The 20,532-nt window shown below is 67.5% G+C and carries 23 protein-coding genes; 8 read left to right on the forward strand and 15 right to left on the reverse strand.

Features of this window, described 5'->3' with window-relative positions:
- Window positions 1-394: 394 nt before the first annotated feature.
- The gene (locus HWX76_RS17260; RefSeq protein WP_176016084.1) at window positions 395-1,297 is read right to left on the reverse strand and encodes a LysR family transcriptional regulator; all 903 of its coding nucleotides are present in this window, start codon (window positions 1,295-1,297) and stop codon (window positions 395-397) included.
- Window positions 1,298-1,417: 120 nt separating this feature from the next.
- Here HWX76_RS17260 and HWX76_RS17265 point away from each other — a divergent pair, with 120 nt between their 5' ends.
- Together HWX76_RS17265 and HWX76_RS17270 are read left to right on the forward strand one after the other, a co-directional pair.
- Complete coding sequence (locus HWX76_RS17265) at window positions 1,418-2,155, forward strand: SDR family oxidoreductase (protein ID WP_050017515.1); 738 nt, start codon at window positions 1,418-1,420, stop codon at window positions 2,153-2,155.
- A 44-nt stretch (window positions 2,156-2,199) separates the two neighbouring features.
- The gene (locus HWX76_RS17270; protein WP_176016085.1) at window positions 2,200-3,099 is read left to right on the forward strand and encodes an SDR family oxidoreductase; all 900 of its coding nucleotides are present in this window, start codon (window positions 2,200-2,202) and stop codon (window positions 3,097-3,099) included.
- A gap of 30 nt (window positions 3,100-3,129) precedes the next feature.
- Here the strand turns inward: HWX76_RS17270 and HWX76_RS17275 are convergent, their stop codons facing one another.
- On the reverse strand, window positions 3,130-4,020 hold the full coding sequence (locus HWX76_RS17275) for an alpha/beta hydrolase (RefSeq protein WP_050017517.1): 891 nt from the start codon (window positions 4,018-4,020) through the stop codon (window positions 3,130-3,132).
- A gap of 106 nt (window positions 4,021-4,126) precedes the next feature.
- Between HWX76_RS17275 and HWX76_RS17280 the strand changes: the two genes are divergently transcribed.
- On the forward strand, window positions 4,127-5,014 hold the full coding sequence (locus tag HWX76_RS17280; protein ID WP_089488746.1) for a LysR substrate-binding domain-containing protein: 888 nt from the start codon (window positions 4,127-4,129) through the stop codon (window positions 5,012-5,014).
- 111 nt (window positions 5,015-5,125) lie between these two features.
- Here the strand turns inward: HWX76_RS17280 and HWX76_RS17285 are convergent, their stop codons facing one another.
- From HWX76_RS17285 to copC, 4 genes are all read right to left on the reverse strand, one after another.
- Window positions 5,126-6,055 carry a LysR family transcriptional regulator gene (locus HWX76_RS17285; protein WP_176016086.1) on the reverse strand — a complete coding sequence of 310 codons (930 nt, stop codon included), beginning with the start codon at window positions 6,053-6,055 and terminating at the stop codon, window positions 5,126-5,128.
- Window positions 6,056-6,219: 164 nt separating this feature from the next.
- Window positions 6,220-6,993, reverse strand: coding sequence for an SDR family oxidoreductase (locus tag HWX76_RS17290; protein WP_027785181.1), 774 nt, complete (start codon window positions 6,991-6,993; stop codon window positions 6,220-6,222).
- A 182-nt stretch (window positions 6,994-7,175) separates the two neighbouring features.
- Window positions 7,176-7,676: a DinB family protein gene (locus HWX76_RS17295; RefSeq protein WP_089488748.1), complete on the reverse strand. Its 501-nt coding sequence runs from the start codon at window positions 7,674-7,676 to the stop codon at window positions 7,176-7,178.
- A gap of 66 nt (window positions 7,677-7,742) precedes the next feature.
- Window positions 7,743-8,123, reverse strand: coding sequence for a copper homeostasis periplasmic binding protein CopC (gene copC / locus HWX76_RS17300; RefSeq protein WP_176016087.1), 381 nt, complete (start codon window positions 8,121-8,123; stop codon window positions 7,743-7,745).
- Window positions 8,124-8,235: 112 nt separating this feature from the next.
- On the opposite strand from copC, the gene HWX76_RS17305 reads away from it, so the two are divergent.
- Together HWX76_RS17305 and HWX76_RS17310 are read left to right on the forward strand one after the other, a co-directional pair.
- Entirely contained in the window at window positions 8,236-8,952 is a 717-nt protein-coding gene (locus HWX76_RS17305) for a 16S rRNA pseudouridine(516) synthase (RefSeq protein WP_050017522.1), read from the forward strand.
- Window positions 8,953-9,058: 106 nt separating this feature from the next.
- A complete protein-coding gene (locus HWX76_RS17310; RefSeq protein ID WP_050017523.1) occupies window positions 9,059-9,247 on the forward strand; it encodes a hypothetical protein in 189 nt (62 codons plus the stop codon).
- Here the strand turns inward: HWX76_RS17310 and HWX76_RS17315 are convergent.
- A complete protein-coding gene (locus HWX76_RS17315; protein ID WP_050017524.1) occupies window positions 9,230-10,267 on the reverse strand; it encodes an NAD-dependent epimerase/dehydratase family protein in 1,038 nt (345 codons plus the stop codon). The two genes, HWX76_RS17310 and HWX76_RS17315, sit on opposite strands and share 18 nt — an antisense overlap.
- Window positions 10,268-10,374: 107 nt before the next feature.
- On the opposite strand from HWX76_RS17315, the gene HWX76_RS17320 reads away from it, so the two are divergent.
- From HWX76_RS17320 to HWX76_RS17330, 3 genes are all read left to right on the forward strand, one after another.
- Window positions 10,375-11,406: a CDP-6-deoxy-delta-3,4-glucoseen reductase gene (locus tag HWX76_RS17320; RefSeq protein WP_050017525.1), complete on the forward strand. Its 1,032-nt coding sequence runs from the start codon at window positions 10,375-10,377 to the stop codon at window positions 11,404-11,406.
- A gap of 292 nt (window positions 11,407-11,698) precedes the next feature.
- A complete protein-coding gene (locus HWX76_RS17325; protein ID WP_050017526.1) occupies window positions 11,699-12,883 on the forward strand; it encodes an acetylornithine transaminase in 1,185 nt (394 codons plus the stop codon).
- A 13-nt stretch (window positions 12,884-12,896) separates the two neighbouring features.
- The gene (locus HWX76_RS17330) at window positions 12,897-13,352 is read left to right on the forward strand and encodes a GNAT family acetyltransferase (protein ID WP_050017527.1); all 456 of its coding nucleotides are present in this window, start codon (window positions 12,897-12,899) and stop codon (window positions 13,350-13,352) included.
- 24 nt (window positions 13,353-13,376) lie between these two features.
- Here HWX76_RS17330 and HWX76_RS17335 read toward each other — a convergent pair whose 3' ends face one another.
- From HWX76_RS17335 to HWX76_RS17370, 8 genes are all read right to left on the reverse strand, one after another.
- Complete coding sequence (locus HWX76_RS17335; RefSeq protein WP_050017528.1) at window positions 13,377-14,048, reverse strand: DUF2278 family protein; 672 nt, start codon at window positions 14,046-14,048, stop codon at window positions 13,377-13,379.
- Window positions 14,049-14,284: 236 nt separating this feature from the next.
- Entirely contained in the window at window positions 14,285-15,001 is a 717-nt protein-coding gene (locus tag HWX76_RS17340) for an ABC transporter ATP-binding protein (RefSeq protein ID WP_050017530.1), read from the reverse strand.
- Window positions 15,001-15,777: an ABC transporter ATP-binding protein gene (locus tag HWX76_RS17345; RefSeq protein ID WP_050017531.1), complete on the reverse strand. Its 777-nt coding sequence runs from the start codon at window positions 15,775-15,777 to the stop codon at window positions 15,001-15,003. The genes HWX76_RS17340 and HWX76_RS17345 overlap by 1 nt, the downstream gene beginning before the upstream one ends.
- A 23-nt stretch (window positions 15,778-15,800) precedes the next feature.
- Window positions 15,801-16,970 (reverse strand): ABC transporter ATP-binding protein, encoded by a 1,170-nt coding sequence (locus HWX76_RS17350; protein ID WP_006488940.1) that lies wholly within the window; start codon window positions 16,968-16,970, stop codon window positions 15,801-15,803.
- Between the two features lie 19 nt (window positions 16,971-16,989).
- Window positions 16,990-17,940: a branched-chain amino acid ABC transporter permease gene (locus tag HWX76_RS17355; protein ID WP_021160758.1), complete on the reverse strand. Its 951-nt coding sequence runs from the start codon at window positions 17,938-17,940 to the stop codon at window positions 16,990-16,992.
- Window positions 17,941-18,151: 211 nt separating this feature from the next.
- Window positions 18,152-18,796, reverse strand: a complete 645-nt coding sequence (locus HWX76_RS17360) for a hypothetical protein (RefSeq protein WP_050017532.1) — start codon at window positions 18,794-18,796, stop codon at window positions 18,152-18,154.
- A gap of 269 nt (window positions 18,797-19,065) precedes the next feature.
- Complete coding sequence (ispH, locus tag HWX76_RS17365) at window positions 19,066-20,046, reverse strand: 4-hydroxy-3-methylbut-2-enyl diphosphate reductase (RefSeq protein WP_050017533.1); 981 nt, start codon at window positions 20,044-20,046, stop codon at window positions 19,066-19,068.
- 2 nt (window positions 20,047-20,048) lie between these two features.
- Window positions 20,049-20,504 (reverse strand): peptidylprolyl isomerase, encoded by a 456-nt coding sequence (locus HWX76_RS17370; protein WP_069233031.1) that lies wholly within the window; start codon window positions 20,502-20,504, stop codon window positions 20,049-20,051.
- Between the last annotated feature and the right edge of the window lie 28 nt (window positions 20,505-20,532).

The following is a 20,532-nucleotide window of genomic DNA, read 5'->3' on the forward strand; positions in this document are numbered from 1 at the left end:
CTCCAAATCTCCAGATATTTTTGCTTCCGGCGGCACAGCAACGTTCCGCACGGCACCGGCCTTCGACTGATCGAGCCTACGCTGATACGCTTGTTGATATCTTCTGAACGACCTCGCCCGAACGGCACACGCAGCAGAGCGATATGAATTCTGCGGCTGCCAGAAGCGCGGGGGGCAACTCTGGGGGCAACTCAGCAACACCACACAAGCAACACCCTTATACTACGGGCCTCACATAGAATTATTTCATTCCGGCCCTGGCACCAGTCTTTCGCAGCGTCATGCGCTGCCTTTGTCGAAACCCGCGCAAGCTCGCCGCTTCGCGGGTTTTTTGTTTATGGCGCGCGTTCCGCACCGCACCCAGTGATCGACGGCGGCCTGCCGCCCGGTACGCTCAGGCCATCAACTCGCGGACGAAATCCAGAAACACCCTCACCTTCGCCGAAACGAGATTCGACGCGTGGTGATACGCATAAAGCGGGAACGTCTCGTCCGCCCACTCGGGCAACAACTGCACCAACCGCCCGTCGGCCAGCACGTCCCGCGCATAGAGCTCGAGCAATTGCGCAATGCCGACACCGCCCAGGCACGCGCCGAGCAGCCCGCCCGTATCGTTGACCGTCAGCCTGCCGGAGGCGTCGACCGGCACGACTTCCTTGCCGCGATGAAACTCCCATTCGTACGGCCGCCCCGTCACCGGATCGCGGATCAGCACGCACCGGTGAGCGTCCGCGAGATCCCGAGGGTGCCGCGGTTCGCCATGACGCGCGACGTAGGCCGCCGACGCGCAGGTCAGCACGCGCGTCTCGAGCAGCAGCCGCGCGCGATATGACGACGGCTCCGGGATGCCGAAGCGCACCGCCACGTCGAAGCCGTCGGCGACGAGGTCGCCCATCCGGTCCCGCACGCTGATTTCGACCGACAGGTCGGGAAAGCGGTCGAGAAATTCCGCCATCCGCGGCGCCAGCACGTAGTGGCCGAACGTGCCGTCCACGTTGACCCGCAGCCGCCCCCTCACGCGCGCCTTCGACTGGCCGGCGTCGAGCGCCGCCTCCTCGATGCCGGCCAGCAGCGGCGCGACCGCCTCGTAAAAGCGTCGCCCTTCGTCGGTCAACGTGATCGCGCGCGCCGTCCGGTTGAAGATCCGGATGCCGACCCGCTCTTCCAACCGGGCGACGGCGCGACTCACCGCCGGTTGAGTCAGCCCCATCGCCTCGCCCGCCCGCGCGAAGGTGCCGGCCTCGATCACCGCCGAGAGCACGCCGATACCGCTGAGCAATCTGCTGTCGAATCCCATGAGACATACTTTCAGTCATTCATTGAATGATGATTATTCATTATTTTTATTGATCGAGGAAGCCTACAGTCAGTCCTGTCGCCGGATCGAACGGCATTCAACCTTCATCAGGAGCAGGACATGAGCACATCGGAACAAGTCGCCCTCGTCACGGGTTCGTCGCGCGGCATCGGCGCGGAAATCGCACGCCAGCTCGCCCGGGACGGCTTCCGGGTCGTCGTCAACTATGCCGGCAGCGCCGGCCCGGCCCGCGAAGTGGTCGACGCGATCGTCGCCGATGGCGGCCATGCGGTCGCGGTGCAGGCGAACGTCGCCGATCCAGCGGCCGTGGCCGCGCTGTTCGACGCCACCCGCGACGCATTCGGCGGTCTGGATGTGGTGGTCAATTCCGCAGGCGTGATGAAGCTGTCGGCCATCGCCGACTGCGACGACGCGCTGTTCGACGAAACGTTCGCGATCAACGTGAAAGGCACGTTCAACGTCTGTCGCGAAGCGGCCAGGCGGGTGCGCGACGGCGGGCGCATCATCAACCTGTCGACCAGCGTGATCGGCATGCGCATGCCGACGTACGGCGTGTACGTCGCCAGCAAGGCCGCGGTCGAAAGCCTCACGCAGGTGCTCGCGCAGGAAATGCGCGGGCGCGGCGTCCGCGTGAACGCCGTCGCGCCGGGACCGGTCGCGACCGAGCTGTTCCTGCAGGGCAAGAGCCCCGAACTCATCGATCGGCTGGCGAAGCTGAACCCGCTCGAGCGGCTCGGCCAGCCCGACGACATCGCGCGCGTCGTCGCGTTCCTCGCCGGCCCGGACGGCGCGTGGATCAACGGCCAGATCCTGCGCGCCAACGGCGGCATGTGCTGACGGACCGCTCACCGCCGCCTCATCTTTCCGCCAGGAGAATGCTCATGAACCAAGTCGTCCTCGTCACCGGCGCGTCCAGCGGCTTCGGCTTGCTGACGGCCCAGGCGCTCGCCCGCGCCGGTCACACGGTCTACGCATCGATGCGCGAGAGCGCCGGGCGCAATGCGCCGCGCGTCGCCGCCATCGCCGCCTATGCGCAACAACACGGCGTCGACTTGCGCAGCGTCGAACTCGACGTCGGCGACGACGCCTCCGTCGACGCCGCCATCGATCGCGTGATCGCCGACAATGGGCGTCTGGACGTCGTCGTCCACAACGCCGGCCATATGGTGTTCGGGCCGGCCGAAGCGTTCACGCCCGAGCAGCTTGCGCAGCTCTACGACGTCAACGTCGTGTCGACCCAGCGCGTGAACCGCGCGGCGCTGCCGCATCTGCGCCGCCAGGGCCGCGGCCTGCTCGTGTGGGTGTCGTCCTCGTCGGCGCGCGGCGGCACGCCGCCGTTCCTCGCGCCCTACTTCGCCTCGAAAGCCGCGATGGACTCGCTCGCCGTGTCCTACGCGGCCGAGCTCGCGCGCTGGGGCATCGAAACGTCGATCGTCGTGCCGGGCGCGTTCACGCGGGGCACGAATCACTTCCTCCATGCGGGCAAGCCGGCCGATACCGCCGTGCAAGCCGCCTACGACGGCGGGCCGTACGCGGGCGTCGCCGATCAGGCGTTGAAGGGCCTCGCCGCGCTTGAACCGGCGGACGCCGACGCGGGCGCCGTCGCCACGGCGATTGCCGAACTCGTCGCGGCGCCGGCCGGCAAGCGCCCGTACCGCGTGTTCGTCGACCCGTCGCAGGACGGCGCCGAGGAAGTGTTCCGCGTCGGCGACCGCATCCGCCGCGAGATGTTCAGGAACATCGGCCTGGGCGACCTGCTCGCGCCGCGCATCGACGGCTGATCGTTCGCGCGCCGGGCCGGCCGGCGCGCGTCAATCCCGCTCGCAGAACCGGAGAATCGCGTCCGCGACCGCCGCCGCGGATTCGCGCTGCGGGAAGTGCCCGATTCCGTCGAGCACCTGCCGCTCGTAGCGCCCGGCGAAGAACCGCTCCCGCCCCGCCGAGCTGTCGGGATGGTTGCAAGTGTCCGCGCCGCCATGCAGCACGAGCGTCGGCACCGCCAGCACGGGCGCCGGGTTCAGCCGCGCGTCGTCGTCGGCATAGGCCGGCGCGCCCGGCGCGAAGCCCCAGCGCTGCCGGTACGAATGCAGTACGACGTCGATCCAGTCGGGTCCGTCGAACGCGACGGCTGCCGCGTCGAAATCGCTGTCGCGATACCAGCCCGGCGGCGACCACGTATCCCACATCAGGCGCGCGAACGCGCGGCGGTCGTGGCGCAGCGCCTGTTCGCCGCGCGGCGTCGCCATGAACCAGTGATACCAGTAGTTGCGCGCCTGCTGCAGCGACAGCGGCTGGGCGGGATCGTTGGTGCCGTACCCGACCGACAGCATCACCAGCTGCGATGCGGCACCGTCGCGCAGCCCGCACGCGTTCGCGGCCGCGCGGGCGCCCCAGTCGTGCCCGACCAGCACGGGCCGCTCGATGCCGAGCACGTCGACGAATTCGAGCAGGTCGCGCCCGAGCGCCGCGAGCTGGCCGCTGCGCGGCACGGATGCGTCGCGAAAGCGCGTCGGCGCGAAGCCGCGCAACGCGGGCGCGAGCACGCGGTAGCCGCGTGCGGCCAGCCCCGCGGCCACCGCCTCCCAGCCGACCGGGCTGTCCGGCCAGCCGTGCAGCAGCACGGCCACGCGCTCGCCGCGCGGGTTCCATTCGAGATAGGCAACGTCCAGCGACGCGGTCGTCGCATGCGTATAGGTCGTCATCGTGTACTCCGTCAGGTCAGCATGAGCTTCCGATGGTAGGTCGGCCTTTCATCACGATTCGCGGAGTATCATGATTCACTCTTCGAATATCGCGTTGAATCGATCCATGGAACCGCCGACCGATCCCGCGTCGACCGCGCTCGACATCGCGCTGCTGCGCACCTTTCTCGAAGTCGTCGACAGCCGCGGGTTCGCGCCGGCCGCGGAACGGCTCGCACTGACGCCGTCCGCCGTCAGCGGCCACATCAAGCGGCTCGAACAGGCGGCCGGCACCGTGCTGCTGGCGCGCACGACCCGCCGGATCGCGCTGACGCCGGCCGGCGACACGCTGTACGCGTACGCGCGCAACATCGTCGACATGGAGCGCGAGGTGCGCGCGCGGCTGCGCGGCGCACCGGCGCACGGGCCGCTGCGAGTCGGCGCGTCGGAGGATTTCGCGGGCACATGGCTGCCGCAGGTGCTGCGCACGTTCCGCGACGGCCATCCGCGCACATCGATCGAACTGAAAGTCGGCATCACCGCGTCGCTGCTACGGGAGCAATCGCTGGGCCGGCTCGACGTCGTGTTCGGCAAGCAGTGCCGACAGGTCGACACGCCCGGCGAACTGCTGTGGGAGGAGCCGCTCGTGTGGGCATTCGCGGCCGATACGGCGCTCGACGCCGAGGAACGCGTGCCGCTCGCGCTGTTTCCGGAACCGTGCGTGTATCGGGAAGCCGCGGTGTCCGCGCTCGCGGCGGCGCTGCGGCCGTTTCGCGTGCTGTTCGAAAGCGCGAGCATGGCCGGCTGCATGTCGGCCGCGCTCGCCGGCTTCGCGGTCACGGCGCTCGCGCGCAGCCAGTTGCGCGACGGCCTGCGCGCGTGCGGGCCGCACGACGGCCTGCCGGCGCTGCCGGCCGCCCGCTTTTACGCATTTGCGTCGAAACCCGCCGGCGTCGGCGCCGCGCTGATCGACGCGGTGCGGGCCACCGGGCGCACGCGGCAGTTCGCCGACTGAGCACGCGCGGCGCGCTCGCCGCACGGGCCGCCGTCTCGCGCCGGCGCCGATCGAGCGGCGTCACGAGTCGGTGATCGGCGGACGGCCGCGGATACCGGCACGATGCCGCTTTCAGTCGCCGCTGTCGCTCGCGCCCTCGTCGTTCAATGCCTCCACCATCAACGCGCCGAACCACTCGATGAACGCGTTGAGCCGCCTCGAGCGATGCCGGCGGTGCGGATACACGGCCGACACGTCCATCGGCTCGGCGCGGTGGCCGGGCATCACGTCGACGAGTGCGCCGCTTGCCAGCAGATGCTCGACGTCGAAGCGCGGAATCTGGATCAGCCCCATTCCCGCGACGCAGCTGGCGATGTAGGTTTCGGCGTTGTTGACGATCACGCGGCTCGGCAGCGTCAGCATGTGCCGCTGCCCGTCCGCGCAATATTCCCAGCCGAGTTCGCGCCCCGTCGTCGGCGACGCATAGCCGATCGCCCGGTGCCCGTGCGCGAGCGCATCCGGATGCTCGGGCACGCCGCATTCGCGCAGGTAGTCGGGGCTCGCGCAGTTGATCAGCGCGAACTGCCCAAGCGGCCGAACGACGAGGCTGCTGTCCGCGAGCCGCCCGACGCGGATCGCGCAATCGACGCCCTCCTGCACGAGGTCGATCGCGCGGTCGGTGGACCCGAGCGACAGTTGCAGCTTCGGGTGGCGGCGAAACAGCGACGGCAGCGCGGGCGCCACGACGCGGCGGGCGATCCGGCTCGGCACGTCGACGTTCAGCCGCCCGACCACGTCGCGGTCGCGGCGCCGGAACAGGCGGTCGAGTTCGTCGGCCTCCGCGAGCAGGCGCCGGCCGCGTTCGAGCAGCAGCGCGCCGTCGGCGGTCAGTTGCACCTGGCGCGTCGTGCGGTGCAGCAGCCGCGTGCCGAGCGCCGTCTCGAGTTGCTGGACGGCCGCCGACACGGTCGCGCGCGGCACGTCGAGCGCATGCGCGGCCTTGATGAAGCTGCCCATCTCGGCAACCTGCAGGAAGATCCTGACCTGATCCAGTTTGTCCATCGACGGGAAACCCGAGTTCGAACGACGGTCGGCGCCGGCCGCCACGCAGCGCGGCTGGCTTCGGCGACAAGAGAAAACGGGCGCGCGGCCTCGCGGCTGCGCGCCCGTCCATTGTCCACGCAAACGCGCCATTGCGGCGCGCCGCGCGGCCGCAAGCGGCCCGGTTACTTGGTCGTATAGCCGCCGTTGATCAGGATCGTCTGGCCCGTGATCCACCAGCCGTCGGTCACGAGATGGCGGATGAACGGCACGACGTCCTCGATGTCGGTCAGCCCGGTCTTGCTGAACGGCGACAGCGCGGCGGCCGTCTTGTGATACGCGACCGCATCGGCGCCTTCGGCCGGATAGAAGAACGGCGTGTCCATCGGGCCCGGCCCGACGGCCGTCACCGAGATCCCGCGTGCGCCGTACTCCTTCGACGCCGCGCGCGTGAAATGCTCGACCGGCGCCTTCGATCCTTCGTACGCCGCGTAGAACGGCGTGAACGCGCCGAGCAGCGACGTCACGAGCGTGACGAGCTTGCCGTGATCCTCGAGATGCCGCCCGGCTTCCTTGATGAAGAAGAACGCCGACTTGCTGTTGACCGCGAACATCTCGTCGTACTCGGCCTCGCTGATCTCGGTGAACGGCTTCTTCAGCACCTTGCCGACCGTGTTGATCGCGATGTCGATCTTGCCGAAGCGCTGCTTCGCGTCGTCGAACAGCTTCTCGACCGCGGCGGCCGTCGTCAGGTCCGCCTGGAACGTCGCGGCTTGCGCGCCAGCCGCGCGCACCGCCGCGGCCGTCTCCTCGGCCTGCGCCTGCGATGCCGCGCTGTTGTAGTGAATCGCCACCGCCTTCGCGCCGTGGCCCGCCAGGTCCCGCGCGATCAGGCCGCCGAGATTCTTTGCGCCGCCTGCGATCAGGACGACCTTGTCTGCGAGCGTATGAGTTGCCACGGTTGACTCCTTTTTTCGTTGAACGAAGCTAGGAGTGTAGGCATACGCGACGCGCCGATCAGCCGGTCGACGCTGGATGGATTATCCATAAAACCGATCCAATCGAAGCCGCGCAAGGTGATCTGCCGCACCGACGGCGGCGCCGGATTCCGCGACCGATTGCGGCGCCGCCGCCGGCCGGCTCAGCGCGCGTACCGCGCCGCGTCGATCTTGCCGAGCAGCCACTGCATGCCGGCCAGGTGCTGCTGGTCGTGGCTGCACAGGTAATGGACCAGCCCGCGCACGGTCAGCGAACCGTAGCCGTCGAATTCGCCGGTACGCTCGAACTGTTCGGGCGTTAGGCGCGACAGCAGCGCCAGCGTCTCGCGCCGTGCGTCGCGAATCGCCGCGAGCACGTCGGACGCATACGCGTCGCCGTAGCGCCGTTCGATCGCGAGCGCGTCGCCATCGATCGACACGAGTAGCGGGTGGTCTTCGTCGAGCATGCGACGCAGCCGCACGTGATAGCCGTCGATCTCGATGTCGCGCACGTGGCAGAGCTGCCCGAGCGGCGAGAAATGCTCGCTCGGCATGCCGGCCCAGTCGTCGGGGGTCCAGCGCGCATAGCCGTCGGGCACGGCCGCGAAATGCGCTTCGAGCTGACGGGGAAAATCGGCGAGTGCGTCGAGCGTCGTCGGATTCATGCGGGAGCCTCCCTGTCGGATGAAGGCGAGCGGCAACCCTGGCACGGGCCTGCCGCCGCCGTTGCGTCACTTCACGCTGAAGCCGTACGCGCCCTGCGTGCGATGCCCGTCGGTCGCGACGGCCACCCACTTCACCGCGTACGCGCCCGTGCCGAGCGCCGCGAGCGGCACCGTCATCCGCTTGCGGTTCGACGCGTCGATGCGCGCGCGGTCGTTCGACACCGTCTTGCCGTCGCCGTCGACGACGACGACGACGATCGAGCTGAATGCCGGCTCCAGCGGCTCGGTGAAGTCGATCGTGACGGCGGCCGGTGCGGTGGCCAGCGTCGCACCCGCCGCCGGGTCACTCGTTGCGAGATGCGCGTGCGCGAACGCGGCCGACGAAACGGTCGCGGCCACGATGACGGTGGCAACGTGTCGGCCGAACGGGAATGAATCGAAACGCATGGACTGTCCGTGAAGAATGAACGGGCGCCGCGCGCGGCGCAGTTCCGGCAGCTTACCAGCGCAGACGCGTTCATGCCGGTCGGGCGCCCGCGCTTGATAGAATGCGCGCGCTATGGATCTCGAAAGCATTCTCTACACCCAGGGCTTCGGCTCGCGCCGCCAGTGCCGCGGCCTGATCGAAGCAGGCCGCGTCGCCGTCGCGGGCGCCGTCGCGCCCGACCCGGACGCCACCTTCGATACCGACGGCCTCGTGTTCACGGTCGACGATACGGCCTGGCCGTTCCACGCACGCGCGTATCTCGCGCTCAACAAGCCGGCCGGCTACGAATGCTCGCGCGATCCGCAGCACCATGCGAGCGTGTTCAGCCTGTTGCCCGCGCCGCTCGTCGCGCGCGGCGTGCAGTGCGTCGGCCGGCTCGACCAGGACACGACCGGCCTGTTGCTGTTGTCCGACGACGGCCAGTTCGTGCACGCGTACACGTCGCCGAAGCGCAAGGTGCCGAAGACCTACGTCGCGACCGTGCGCCACCCGCTCGACGATGCGCAATTGCACGCGCTGCGCACCGGCGTGCAACTACATGGCGAGCCGAAGCCGATCGCGGCCGTCGCCGCCGACGCCCGCGCCCCGCACACGCTCGCGCTGACCGTGCTCGAAGGCAAATACCACCAGGTCAAGCGGATGGTCGCGGCGGCGAGCAACCGCGTCGAATTGCTGCACCGCGAAAGCATCGGCGGGTTCACGCTGCCGGCCGATCTCGCGCCGGGCGCATGGCGGTGGCTCGACGAAGCCGACCTTTCCATGCTGCGCAATCCCGTCCAAACCCTGTAAGGGAAAATCCGCACGACCGTTCGGTGCCTGGCGGCCTCTCGGCTGCAGGTTCCCCCGCTATACTGAAATCACAAGCTGCAAGAGCAGTGATGCAGGGGGAGACACCATGAACATCAACCATTCTTTCGAACTGTCGTCCGTGATGATCGCGTTCGCGGTCATCGGCGTCATCGTGATCGGCGGCCTGCTGGCCGCGATGCATCTGAAGCACAAATATCATCCGAACCTGATCGGCGCGCTGATCGGTGCGCTGCTGTGCTTCCTGCTGATCGAGGCGTTACCGGCGCTCACCTGACGCACCGCCCGGCGCGAGCGTTTGAAGGAAATCGTCTACGGTCGGATAGCGCAACGTCACGCACAATTCGGCCTTGAGCCGTGCGTTGGACAGGCGCCGCGACTCGCGCATGAACGACAGCAGCGTCGGCTCGAGCACGCGCTCCGCGTCCGCGCGGCTGACACGCGGCGGCTTCGGCAGGCCGAGCACCTGCGCGACCCGGTCGAAATACTCTCCCATCCGCAGTTCGGTATCGTCCGACGCGTGCACGGCGCGCGCCGGCTTGCCGCGCTCGGCCGCACGACGCAGGATCGCCGCAAGATCGTCCGCGTGGATGTGATTCGTGTACACGTCGTCGGCCGGCTCGAGCGCCGGCGTACCGCGCTCGAGCCGCGCGACCGGCAGACGGTTCGCCGCATAGATGCCGGGAATGCGCACGATGCGCGCGGACAGCACGCCGCGCACCGTCGCCGCACGCAGTTGCCGCTCGGCCGACACGCGCCGGAATGCGCGCGGGTTCGCGGGGCGCAGCGGGTGCGTTTCGTCGATGCGCGCGCCGCCGCAGTCGCCGTAGACGCCCGTCGTGCTGGCGTAGACCAGCCTCGGCGCGCGAAGACCCTCGGGTACAATACGCGCTGCCCGCACGGACGCGCCGGCCTGTCGCGCCGCGCCGCGCAGCGTTCGGAGCCGGCCGACTGCCGATGCCGGCGGTACCGCCGGCCGACGCGCGGGCATGGCCGTTGCGGCGATCAGTGCACGCGTGCGCCGGTCGTCGCGGCCGCCGGATGGCGGCGGCGCGAGATGCAGGATCGTGCGGGCAAGGCCCGCGAGGCGGCCGAGCGTCGCCCGGCGATCGAGGTCGCCGACGATCGGCGTCGCGCCCGCGGCGCGCAGTTCGTCGCGGCGAGCCGGGTGGCTCGTCAGCGCGAGGATGCGCAGGTCGGGGCGCGCGTCACGCCATTGCGCGACGCAGCGCATGCCGACGTCGCCGCAGCCGACGATCAGTACGCGCGGACGGCGCAGGATTCGTGTCGCGATCATGTTGGTTGCGAGATCAGTAGCCGCCGTTGCGCGACGCGCAACGGTTTTGCATTGTAGCTGCCGTGCGCGACATGCACGGTCCCCCCATTTTGTTCTAGTTTGGTTCTATGGCATTCAACGTCACTCTCAAGCAAAGCGGCCGGCAATTCCAGGTCGAGTCGGATGAAACCGTGCTGGCGGCCGCGCTGCGCCAGAACGTCCATCTGCCGTACGGCTGCAAGAACGGCGCGTGCGGCTCCTGCAAGGGCCAGATCGTGTCGGGCCAGATCGAACAGGGCCCGCACGCCGCGTCGGCGCTGTCCAACGACGAACGCACGCGCGGCCTCGCGCTGCTGTGCTGCTCGAAGGCGCAATGCGATCTCGAGATCGACGTGCGCGAAATCGCCGGCGTCGACGGCGTGCAGGTGAAGAAGCTGCCGTGCCGGATCGCCGCGCTCGAACGCAAGGCGGACGACGTGATGGTCGTGAAGCTGCAGTTGCCGGCCAACGAACGCCTGCAGTACCTCGCGGGCCAGTACGTCGAATTCATCCTGAAGGACGGCTCGCGCCGCAGCTACTCGATGGCGAACGCGCCGCACGAGGAAGGCCCGATCGAGCTGCACATCCGCCACATGCCGGGCGGCAAGTTCACCGACCACGTATTCGGCGCGATGAAGGAGCGCGACATCCTGCGCTTCGAAGGCCCGCTCGGCACGTTCTTCCTGCGCGAGGATTCCGACAAGCCGATCGTGCTGCTCGCGTCGGGCACCGGCTTCGCGCCGATCAAGGCGATCATCGAGCACGTGAAGCACTCGGGCATCACGCGTCCGATGACGCTCTACTGGGGCGCGCGCCGCAAGAAGGACATCTATCTCGCCGAACTCGCCGAGCAGTGGGCGCGCGAGATCCCGAACTTCAAGTACGTGCCGGTGCTCTCCGAGCCGGACGACGCCGACCGGTGGACGGGCCGCACGGGCTTCGTCCACCGGGCGGTGATCGAGGACCTGCCCGATCTGTCCGGCCACCAGGTCTATGCGTGCGGCGCGCCGGTGATGGTCGAATCCGCGCAGCGCGACTTCACGCAGCACCACGCGCTGCCGGCCGACGAGTTCTACGCGGACTCGTTCACGAGCGCCGCCGACCTCGCGCATCCGGTCTGAGCGGCGGGCGCGCCCGCGCCCCGCTGCGCCCCGCCGTGTCACATCCGTGGCATCGCGGCGGTTTACAGTGGGGCGCGGGATGCCTTATGCTTGCGCACATGAACCGCTTCCTGTCCGCTCTCCGACGTCGCCGCTCGCCGCTCCGCCCGGATGCCGCCGGCTCGTCACGGACTCGCGCGTAACCCTCCTCCGCTTCACCGGTTACGCACAAGCTGTTCGACCCACCAGCCACGGCCTTCCGTGGCTTTTTTATTGCCCGTTTCCCTTTCAACGCCCGCTGGAGTCTGCTGCCATGCCCCTGAACGATTATCCGATCGACTCGCTGATGTACATCACGAACCGCCCCGACATCGTGTTTACGCACGGCAAGGGTTCGTGGCTCTACGATCACACGGGCAAGCGCTATCTGGACTTCATCCAGGGCTGGGCCGTCAACAGCCTCGGCCACTGCAACGACGGCATCGTCGAAGCGCTGAAGACGCAGGCCGACAAGCTGCTGAATCCGTCGCCGGCGTTCTACAACGAGCCGATGGCGAAGCTCGCGGGCCTGCTCACGCAGCACAGCGTGTTCGACAAGGTGTTCTTCACGAACAGCGGCGCCGAGGCTAATGAAGGCGCGATCAAGCTCGCGCGCAAGTGGGGCCGCAAGTTCAGGAACGGCGCGTACGAGATCATCACGTTCGACCACAGCTTCCACGGCCGCACGCTCGCGACGATGTCGGCCAGCGGCAAGCCGGGCTGGGACACGATCTACGCGCCGCAGGTGCCGGGCTTCCCGAAGGCCGAGCTGAACAACATCGAGTCGGTCGAGAAGCTGATCACCGACAAGACCGTCGCCGTGATGCTCGAGCCGATCCAGGGCGAAGGCGGCGTGATCCCGGCCACGCGTGAATTCATGCAGGCGCTGCGCGCGCTGACGAAGCAGCACAACCTGCTGCTGATCGTCGACGAAGTGCAGAGCGGCTGCGGCCGCGCGGGCACGCTGTTCGCGTACGAGCTGTCCGGCATCGAGCCGGACGTGATGACGCTCGCGAAGGGCATCGGCGGCGGCGTACCGCTCGGCGCGCTGCTGTCGAAGGCCGATGTCGCGGTGTTCGAGGCCGGCGACCAGGGCGGCACGTACAACGGCAACCCGCTGATGACGGCGGTCGGCTATTCGGTGATCTCGCAGCTCGTCGCGCCCGGCTTCCTCGAAGGGGTGCGCGCGCGCAGCGAGTATCTGAAGCGCAAGCTGCTCGAGCTGTCGGAGGAACGCGGCTTCGAGGGCGAGCGCGGCGAAGGCCTGCTGCGCGCGCTGCTGCTCGGCAAGGACATCGGCCCGCAGATCGTCGAGAAGGCGCGCGACATGCAACCGGACGGCCTGCTGCTGAACGCCGCACGGCCGAACCTGCTGCGCTTCATGCCCGCGCTGAACGTGACGACCGAGGAAATCGACCAGATGATGGCGATGCTGCGGTCGATCCTCGACACGCTGTAAAGAGACCGCCGCGATGAATGCCGCCGCCGATGCTGTCGCGATCCGCCCGTTCGAACGCGCCGACACCGATGCCGTGCTTGCGGTATGGCGCGACGCGTTCCCGCAGTACGACGAGACCGGTGCGCCCCCGCACCGCGATCCGCTGCGATCGATCGAGCTGAAGCTCGCGACGCAGCCGGAACTGTTCTTCGTCGCGATCAGCGGCGCGCGCGTCGTCGGCACGCTGATGGCCGGTTTCGACGGACATCGCGGCTGGCTCTACTCGTTCGGCGTCGCGAACGACGCGCGCCGGCTCGGCGTCGGCCGCGCGCTGATCGCGCATGCGGAACGCGCGCTCGCCGCGCGCGGCTGCATGAAGATCAACCTGCAGGTGCTGCCCGGCAACGACGATGCATGCCGCTTCTACGCAGCGCTCGGCTATCGCGTCGAGGAACGCATCTCGTTCGGCAAGACGCTGCCGGTCGCGTAAAACCGCCGCCGGCCGCCGCGCGGCTCAGCGCGTGATCGGCCCCGCACCCGGCAGCGGATTGCCGAGCGCGTCGGTCGGCACGGCCTGCTGTTCGAACGCCGCGAAATACGCGGCCCACTGCGTGTCGCTCACGCGCACGAGCAGCGCGCCGTCCTGCCACACGTCGTTGTGATCGTTGTGGTCGTCGCCCGCGCGATGCAGGTAGTTCGGACCCGTCGAGCCCTGGTTCATGTGCGTGTCGTGGATGCCGTTGCCTTGCGCATAGGTGCGGCCGAACACGACGACGTCGAGCCCCTGCGACTGCGCGGCGTTCACGAGCCGCAGCAGCGACGGGATCGGCTCCGGATGCTCGGTGCCGTCCATCACCGCACTCGCGCGCCACGCGCCCGTGTCGCCCAGGATGTCGCTGCGCAGATAGTCGAGCGCGGGCAACGCCGTTTGCCCGGTCAGGTCCGTGTAGCCTTCGGCCGCGGCCGCGAGCGTCTGCGTGACCGGATGATGGAAATCGTAGACGAGCTTGTAGTTCAGCAGGTCGTCCGCGTCGTTGGTACCGACGTTGATCGCGACGTCCCAGTCACCTGCCGGCAGCGCCAGCGTCAGGTGAACGTGATACTGGATCTCGCTGCCGTGCGGCGAACCCTTCAGCTTCGCGATCGACTTCACCTTCGCCTTCACGAAACCGTAGTCCAGACTCATGCGCGTTCTCCGTGTGCCGATGGGTAATCGATGCTACGCGGCCCGTGTGTCGGTTTGCGGGCTGCGGGCGGCCGGCGCGCCAGCCGCATGCACGATCCAATAGTCGAATGGAGTCGCCTTCGTGCGCACAGTTCGACGCGAATCGCCCCATACGAAAAAAAGCCGTCACGGTTTCCCGTAACGGCTTTCGACAGCCCGGGTGCGACGCGCGCAACCGGACTCGTTCGTTCGATCGCTTACTCGCCCAGATACGCGGCGCGCACCTTCGGATCGTCGAGCATCTGCTTCGCGTCGCCTTCCATCGTGACCGTGCCCGAGTCCATCACGTAGCCGCGATCGGCTGCCTGCAGCGCGAGGCGTGCGTTCTGCTCGACCAGCAGCACCGTGATGCCTTCCTTCGAGATCTCGCGCACCACTTCGAAGATCTTCTCGACCATGATCGGCGACAACCCCATCGACGGCTCGTCGAGCAGCAGCAGCTTCGGCTTGCTCAGAATCGCGCGCGACATCGCCAGCATCTGCTGCTCGCCGCCCGACAGCGTGCCCGCGAGCTGCGTCGCCCGTTCCTTCAGGCGCGGGAAGAAGCCGAACATCCGGTCGACGTCCTTCTTGATCTGGTCGTTGTCGTTGCGCAGGTACGCGCCCATCTGCATGTTCTCGATGATCGACATCCGCGCGAAGATCCCGCGGCCTTCCGGCACCATCGCGAGGCCGCGCTTGAGCAGCTCGTGCGACGGCACGCCCTTGATCGACTTGCCGTCGTACTCGATGTCGCCCGCCGAGTACGGCTTCAGGCCGGTGATCGCCTTCATCGTCGTGGTCTTGCCGGCGCCGTTCGCGCCGATCAGCGTCACGAGCTCGCCCTGGCGGACTTCCATGTCAACGCCCTTGACGGCCTGGATGCCGCCGTAGTTGACCTGCAAGCCCTTGATTTTCAACATTGCCGCTGCCATCAGTGCACCCCTGCGCCGAGATATGCCTCAATCACCTTCGGATTCTTCTGCACGTCCTGCGGCAGACCCTCGGCGATCACCTTGCCGTAATCGAGCACCGTCATCCGGTTGCACAGCCCCATCACGAGCTTCACGTCGTGCTCGATCAGCAGGATCGTGCGGCCGTCCGAACGGATCTTGTCGAGCAGGCGCGTGAGTTCGACCTTCTCGGTCGCGTTCATCCCGGCTGCCGGCTCGTCGAGCGCGAGCAGCTTCGGGTCGGTCGCCAATGCACGGGCGATTTCCAGCCGGCGCTGGTGACCGTACGACAGGTTGCGCGACGTGTAGTCCGCGTACTGCAGCACGCCGACGTAGTCGAGCAGCTCGATCGCGCGTTCCTTGATCTCGCGCTCTTCCTGACGTTCGGCCGGCGTCTGGAACACCGCGCCGAGCAGCCCGTGCTTGGTGCGCACGTGGCGGCCCACCATCACGTTCTCGAGCGCCGTCATCCCGCCGAACAGGCGGATGTTCTGGAACGTGCGCGCGATGCCGGCCTTGGCCACCTGGTGCACGGCCGTCGGCGTGTAGTTCGTGCCGTCCAGCTTGAAGTCGCCGGAGTCCGGCGTGTAAAGGCCCGTGATCACGTTGAAGAACGTGGTCTTGCCGGCGCCGTTCGGGCCGATCAGCCCGTAGATCTCGCCTTCCTTGATCTGCAGGCCGACGTCGGACAGCGCCTGCAGCCCGCCGAAGCGCTTGTTCACGCCCGAGACGGACAGTCGGATTTGCTTGTCGCTCATGTGTTTATCCCCTTGTCCGTAGGTTACGCGCGCACCGGCTTCTTGCTGTTGCGCTTCGCCAGTTTCGCGATCTTGTCCTCATGCTTCGGCGCGGGCCACAGGCCTTCCGAGCGATACAGCATGATGATCACCATCGCGAGGCCGTACAGCGCCTGACGGATCACTTCCGTATCGACGATGTCATGACCGAACAGCGCATGCTGCAGCGGGCTCATCGTCGAACGCAGGAATTCCGGGAAGATCGCGAGCAGCACCGCACCCAGGATCACGCCCGGGATGTGGCCCATGCCGCCGAGCACCACGCACGCGAGCACGACGATCGATTCCCAGAACGTGAACGACTCGGGCGACACGAAGCCCTGGAACGCGCCGAACATCGAGCCCGACAGGCCGCCGAACGACGCGCCCATCGCGAACGCGAGCAGCTTCACGTTACGGGTGTTGATGCCCATTGCCTTCGCGGCGATCTCGTCTTCGCGGATCGCGGCCCACGCGCGGCCGATACGCGAGTGCTGCAGACGCGTACACACCCAGATCACCAGCAGCGAGCAGAGCACGAACAGGTAGTAGTACATGTACACCGACGGCAGCTGGAAGCCGAACAGCGTATGCGTCTGCGACAGGTTGAAGCCGCCGACGTGCACCGGATCGATGCCCGTGATCCCCTTCGGGCCGTTGGTGATGTTCACCGGACGGTCGAGGTTGTTCATGAAGATCCGGACGATTTCACCGAAGCCGAGCGTGACGATCGCCAGGTAGTCGCCGCGCAGGCGCAGCGTTGGCGCGCCGAGCAGGATCCCGAAGGTCGCCGCGAGCGCCATCGCGATCGGCACGATCAGCAGGAACGGCACGTGCAGGCCGTTCGGCGCGAGCGCCGCGATCCACTCGAACTGCGAGGTCAGGTGCGGCGAGCTCAGGAGCGCCGCCGTGTACGCGCCCACCGCGTAGAACGCGATGTAGCCGAGGTCGAGCAGGCCGGCGAAGCCGACCACCACGTTCAGGCCCAGCGCGAGCATCACGTACAGCATCGCGAAGTCGAGCACGCGGACCCAGTAGTTGCCGCCGGCCGAGCCGATCACGATCGGCGCGGCGATCACGAGGACCGCAGTGAGGAGGCCGATGACGACGGTCTTGGCGGTGTTGCGCTCTTCGACGAGCGACGTCGACGATTCGATCGGTTGAATGGATGTCATGTTGTTTGCTCCCCTTCCGTTACGCGCGGTCCGCGACCCGTTCGCCCAGCAGGCCGGACGGACGGAACACCAGCACGATGATCAGCACGACGAAGGCGAACACGTCCTGGTAGTTACTGCCGAATACGCCGCCCGTGAGGTTGCCGATGTAGCCGGCCCCGAGCTGCTCGATCAGGCCGAGCAGCACGCCGCCGACCATCGCGCCGCCGAGGTTGCCGATCCCGCCGAGCACCGCGGCCGTGAACGCCTTCATGCCGGGGATGAAGCCCATGTAGAAGTGCACGTTGCCGTATTCGGACGCGATCATCACGCCGGCCAGCGCGGCGAGCGCGGAGCCGATCATGAACGTCGCGGAGATCACGAAGTTCGGGTTCACGCCCATCAGGCTCGCCGTATTCGGGCTTTCGGCGATCGCGCGCATCGCGCGGCCGAGCTTGGTCTTGTGCACGAGCAGCAGCAGGCCGCCCATCACGAGGAACGCGACCGCGATGATCACGATTTCGGTGACCGAGATCACGGCGCCGGGCGTCGTGTCGGTGGCCTTGATCACGTTGATCGGGTCGGTCGGCAGCAATTGCGGGAACGGCAGCGGGTTGCGCGACCAGATGATCATCGCAGCCGTCTGCAGCAGGATCGACACGCCGATCGCGGTGATCAGCGGCGCGAGGCGCGGCGCGCGGCGCAGCGGCCGGTACGCGACGCGCTCGATCGTGAAGCCGACGAACGCACAGACGACCGCGGCGATGCCCAGGCCGATCGTCAGCGTCGCGACGTTGCCGAGTCCGGGAAAGTGATTCTGCAGCACGGTGATGGCCGACAGCGCGACCATCGCGCCGATCATCAGCACGTCGCCGTGCGCGAAGTTGATGATGCCGAGAATGCCGTACACCATCGTGTATCCCAACGCGATGATGGCGTACACACTGCCGAGCACCAGCCCGTTGAGAACCTGCTGGACGAAAATATCCATTTAAAGCTCCTTGGCCCGTGCTGCCGGAGGACGTTGCGCCCCGCGGGTAAGCGAGGAATCGCGCCTTCTCGGCGACACTGCGGGTACTAGTCGATACCGGTAAGGGTGGATCGTCCCGGCGCGCGCCGCCCGGCCTGTACGGCCGGACCTGCCGCCGGAGCGGATACAAAAACGGCACCGCACTGATCCGGTGCCGTCATGAGTCCCGTCGCTAAATCGTCACGACATCGAGGACGGTGTTCGTGGCCTCCTTGAAGTCGTGGGGCAGCATGCCGAGACGGCCGTCGTCCGGTTTCCCGGCATCCGTGCCTTGGTCCGTCCGGTGCCATGCAAGCATCGCGCCAGGACGGATCGGATTCCGCGCCACGTCGCCCGACAAGGCGTTGCGACGGCCGCGCCCGACGTTCGTCAGGACTGCATCGGAATCCATCGTACGAACCAGACGGCGCGCCACGACACGGTCGGTCGCGGCGGCGCGCTGTTTCGTCGAATCGAATTGAAGGGGGAACAGAGGCGTCTGCACGCTGCCGGCAACGCCGCGATCGTCCGGCTTCCGTCGACCGGCGGCTTGCCGCGATGCAGCCGGCATGCCCGCTGCCGGACCGGTCGCCGGTCCAAGCGCGTTGATTTCCTCGATCGTCAAACGTGCCCCGTTTTCCTTGTCCCTGCCCTGTTGCACGAGACGGCGCGCCGATGGCGCCGCCCGTCCGGTTCCGGCGGCGCGCACGCCGCTGGCCGATGGTGCCGCGAACCCCGCAGCCTTCCTGCCCGCCCCGTCGTCGCTCTTTTTGCTGCAACCGGCAAGCATTGCAACCGGTGCGGCGACGGACACGGCGTAAGCCAACTTCACATGCATTGAATGGTCTCCCGCGCCTTGCCAAAACCCGTTTCAAAGCCATTCCGGCTTGAAAACGGCCGCATTGTAACTCCATTTATAGGCCGCCAATATTCCTGATTCGATGGGGTTTTCCTGCATTGCAACCAATTTTGAGACACGATTGCGCGAGCCGAGAGCAACCGGGTTGCACCATCGCTGGGAATAATGGTTGCGATATGAATTTCGAGGCACAAAAAAAGCGCGCCGGGAAGGCGCGCTTCGGTGTTCCGCGGGGTGCGATGCGGCAATCAGGCGGCGGGCGGCAGGTTCAACCCGCGCGGCAGCGGAAACGACACGTTTTCCTCGATGCCGTCGAGTGCGCGGACGTTGCGCACGCCGAGTTCGCGCAGCCGCGCGATCACGGCCTGGGCGAGCACCTCGGGCGCCGACGCGCCGGCCGTCACGCCGATGCGGCGCTTGCCGGCGACCCACGCCGGATCGATCTGGTCCGGTGCATCGACCATGTACGCGGCCACGCCGCGCTTTTCGGCCACTTCGCGCAGCCGGCTCGAGTTCGAGCTGTTCGGGCTGCCGACCACGATCACGACATCGCATTGCGGCGCCATGAACTTCACCGCGTCCTGGCGGTTCTGCGTCGCGTAGCAGATGTCCTGCTTCTTCGGCTCGCGGATCTTCGGATACTTCGCCTTCAGCGCGCCGATGATCTCGGCCGCGTCGTCGACGGACAGCGTCGTCTGCGTGACGAGCGCGATGCGTTCGGGATCGGCGAGCTCGAGCTTCTGTACGTCCTCGACGCTTTCGACGAGGTGCATGCCGCGCTCGACCTGGCCCATCGTGCCTTCGACTTCCGGATGGCCCTTGTGCCCGATCATGACGATGTCGACGCCATCCTGGCGCATCTTCGCCACTTCGACGTGCACCTTCGTGACGAGCGGGCAGGTTGCGTCGTAAATGCGCAGGCCGCGCACGTCGGCCTCGTCGCGCACGGCTTTCGACACACCGTGCGCACTGAAGATCACGGTATTGCCGGCCGGCACTTCCTCGAGCTCCTCGACGAAGATCGCGCCCTTCTTCCTCAGATCCTCGACCACGTACTTGTTGTGGACGATTTCGTGACGCACGTAGATCGGCGCGCCGTGCATCGCGATGGCGCGCTCGACGATCTCGATCGCGCGGTCGACGCCCGCGCAGAAACCGCGCGGCTGGGCCAGCAGGATTTCGGCGTCGGCGGCGACGGTCTGCCCGGACAGCGTATCGGTGGTACTCATGATTACAGGATTCCGATGATTTTCACTTCGAACGTGAGCGCCTGGCCCGCGAGCGGATGGTTGAAGTCGAACAGCGCCGAGGTCTCGCTGACTTCCTTCAGCACCCCCGCGTAGCGACCGCCATCCGGTGCGTTGAACTCGATGAGTTCGCCCGGCGTGAAGTCGTCGCCGACCATCCCGTTCTCGCGCAGCGTCGACAGCGTCACGCGCTGGAGCATGTCGGGATTGCGGGGACCGAACCCCTGCTCGGGCGCTAGCTGAAAAGTCGAGTGGTCGCCGACCCGGAGCCCGAGCAGAATCTGTTCCAGCGACGGCGCCAGTTGCCCCGCTCCCAGCAACAGCGTGGCCGGCTTGTCCGAGAAGGTGTTGACGATGTCGGCGCCGTCGGCCAGTGCGAGCCGGTAATGCAACGTGACGTGGGAACCGGGCTTCACTTCGGATAGATCGATGAGGCTCATGAATTACTCGTTCGGTCGGCGCCCGCTA

The organism is Burkholderia sp. BCC0398 (assembly GCF_902833245.1).
GTDB lineage: Bacteria > Pseudomonadota > Gammaproteobacteria > Burkholderiales > Burkholderiaceae > Burkholderia > Burkholderia sola.

Coding starts and splice junctions, on each gene's coding strand:
- HWX76_RS17260 (WP_176016084.1), bottom strand. CDS start 1,297: ATGGGATTCGACAGCAGATTGCTCAGCGGTATCGGCGTGCTCTCGGCG.
- HWX76_RS17265 (WP_050017515.1), top strand. CDS start 1,418: ATGAGCACATCGGAACAAGTCGCCCTCGTCACGGGTTCGTCGCGCGGC.
- HWX76_RS17270 (WP_176016085.1), top strand. CDS start 2,200: ATGAACCAAGTCGTCCTCGTCACCGGCGCGTCCAGCGGCTTCGGCTTG.
- HWX76_RS17275 (WP_050017517.1), bottom strand. CDS start 4,020: ATGACGACCTATACGCATGCGACGACCGCGTCGCTGGACGTTGCCTAT.
- HWX76_RS17280 (WP_089488746.1), top strand. CDS start 4,127: ATGGAACCGCCGACCGATCCCGCGTCGACCGCGCTCGACATCGCGCTG.
- HWX76_RS17285 (WP_176016086.1), bottom strand. CDS start 6,055: ATGGACAAACTGGATCAGGTCAGGATCTTCCTGCAGGTTGCCGAGATG.
- HWX76_RS17295 (WP_089488748.1), bottom strand. CDS start 7,676: ATGAATCCGACGACGCTCGACGCACTCGCCGATTTTCCCCGTCAGCTC.
- copC (WP_176016087.1), bottom strand. CDS start 8,123: ATGCGTTTCGATTCATTCCCGTTCGGCCGACACGTTGCCACCGTCATC.
- HWX76_RS17305 (WP_050017522.1), top strand. CDS start 8,236: ATGGATCTCGAAAGCATTCTCTACACCCAGGGCTTCGGCTCGCGCCGC.
- HWX76_RS17310 (WP_050017523.1), top strand. CDS start 9,059: ATGAACATCAACCATTCTTTCGAACTGTCGTCCGTGATGATCGCGTTC.
- HWX76_RS17315 (WP_050017524.1), bottom strand. CDS start 10,267: ATGATCGCGACACGAATCCTGCGCCGTCCGCGCGTACTGATCGTCGGC.
- HWX76_RS17320 (WP_050017525.1), top strand. CDS start 10,375: ATGGCATTCAACGTCACTCTCAAGCAAAGCGGCCGGCAATTCCAGGTC.
- HWX76_RS17325 (WP_050017526.1), top strand. CDS start 11,699: ATGCCCCTGAACGATTATCCGATCGACTCGCTGATGTACATCACGAAC.
- HWX76_RS17330 (WP_050017527.1), top strand. CDS start 12,897: ATGAATGCCGCCGCCGATGCTGTCGCGATCCGCCCGTTCGAACGCGCC.
- HWX76_RS17335 (WP_050017528.1), bottom strand. CDS start 14,048: ATGAGTCTGGACTACGGTTTCGTGAAGGCGAAGGTGAAGTCGATCGCG.
- HWX76_RS17340 (WP_050017530.1), bottom strand. CDS start 15,001: ATGGCAGCGGCAATGTTGAAAATCAAGGGCTTGCAGGTCAACTACGGC.
- HWX76_RS17345 (WP_050017531.1), bottom strand. CDS start 15,777: ATGAGCGACAAGCAAATCCGACTGTCCGTCTCGGGCGTGAACAAGCGC.
- HWX76_RS17350 (WP_006488940.1), bottom strand. CDS start 16,970: ATGACATCCATTCAACCGATCGAATCGTCGACGTCGCTCGTCGAAGAG.
- HWX76_RS17355 (WP_021160758.1), bottom strand. CDS start 17,940: ATGGATATTTTCGTCCAGCAGGTTCTCAACGGGCTGGTGCTCGGCAGT.
- HWX76_RS17360 (WP_050017532.1), bottom strand. CDS start 18,796: ATGCATGTGAAGTTGGCTTACGCCGTGTCCGTCGCCGCACCGGTTGCA.
- ispH (WP_050017533.1), bottom strand. CDS start 20,046: ATGAGTACCACCGATACGCTGTCCGGGCAGACCGTCGCCGCCGACGCC.
- HWX76_RS17370 (WP_069233031.1), bottom strand. CDS start 20,504: ATGAGCCTCATCGATCTATCCGAAGTGAAGCCCGGTTCCCACGTCACG.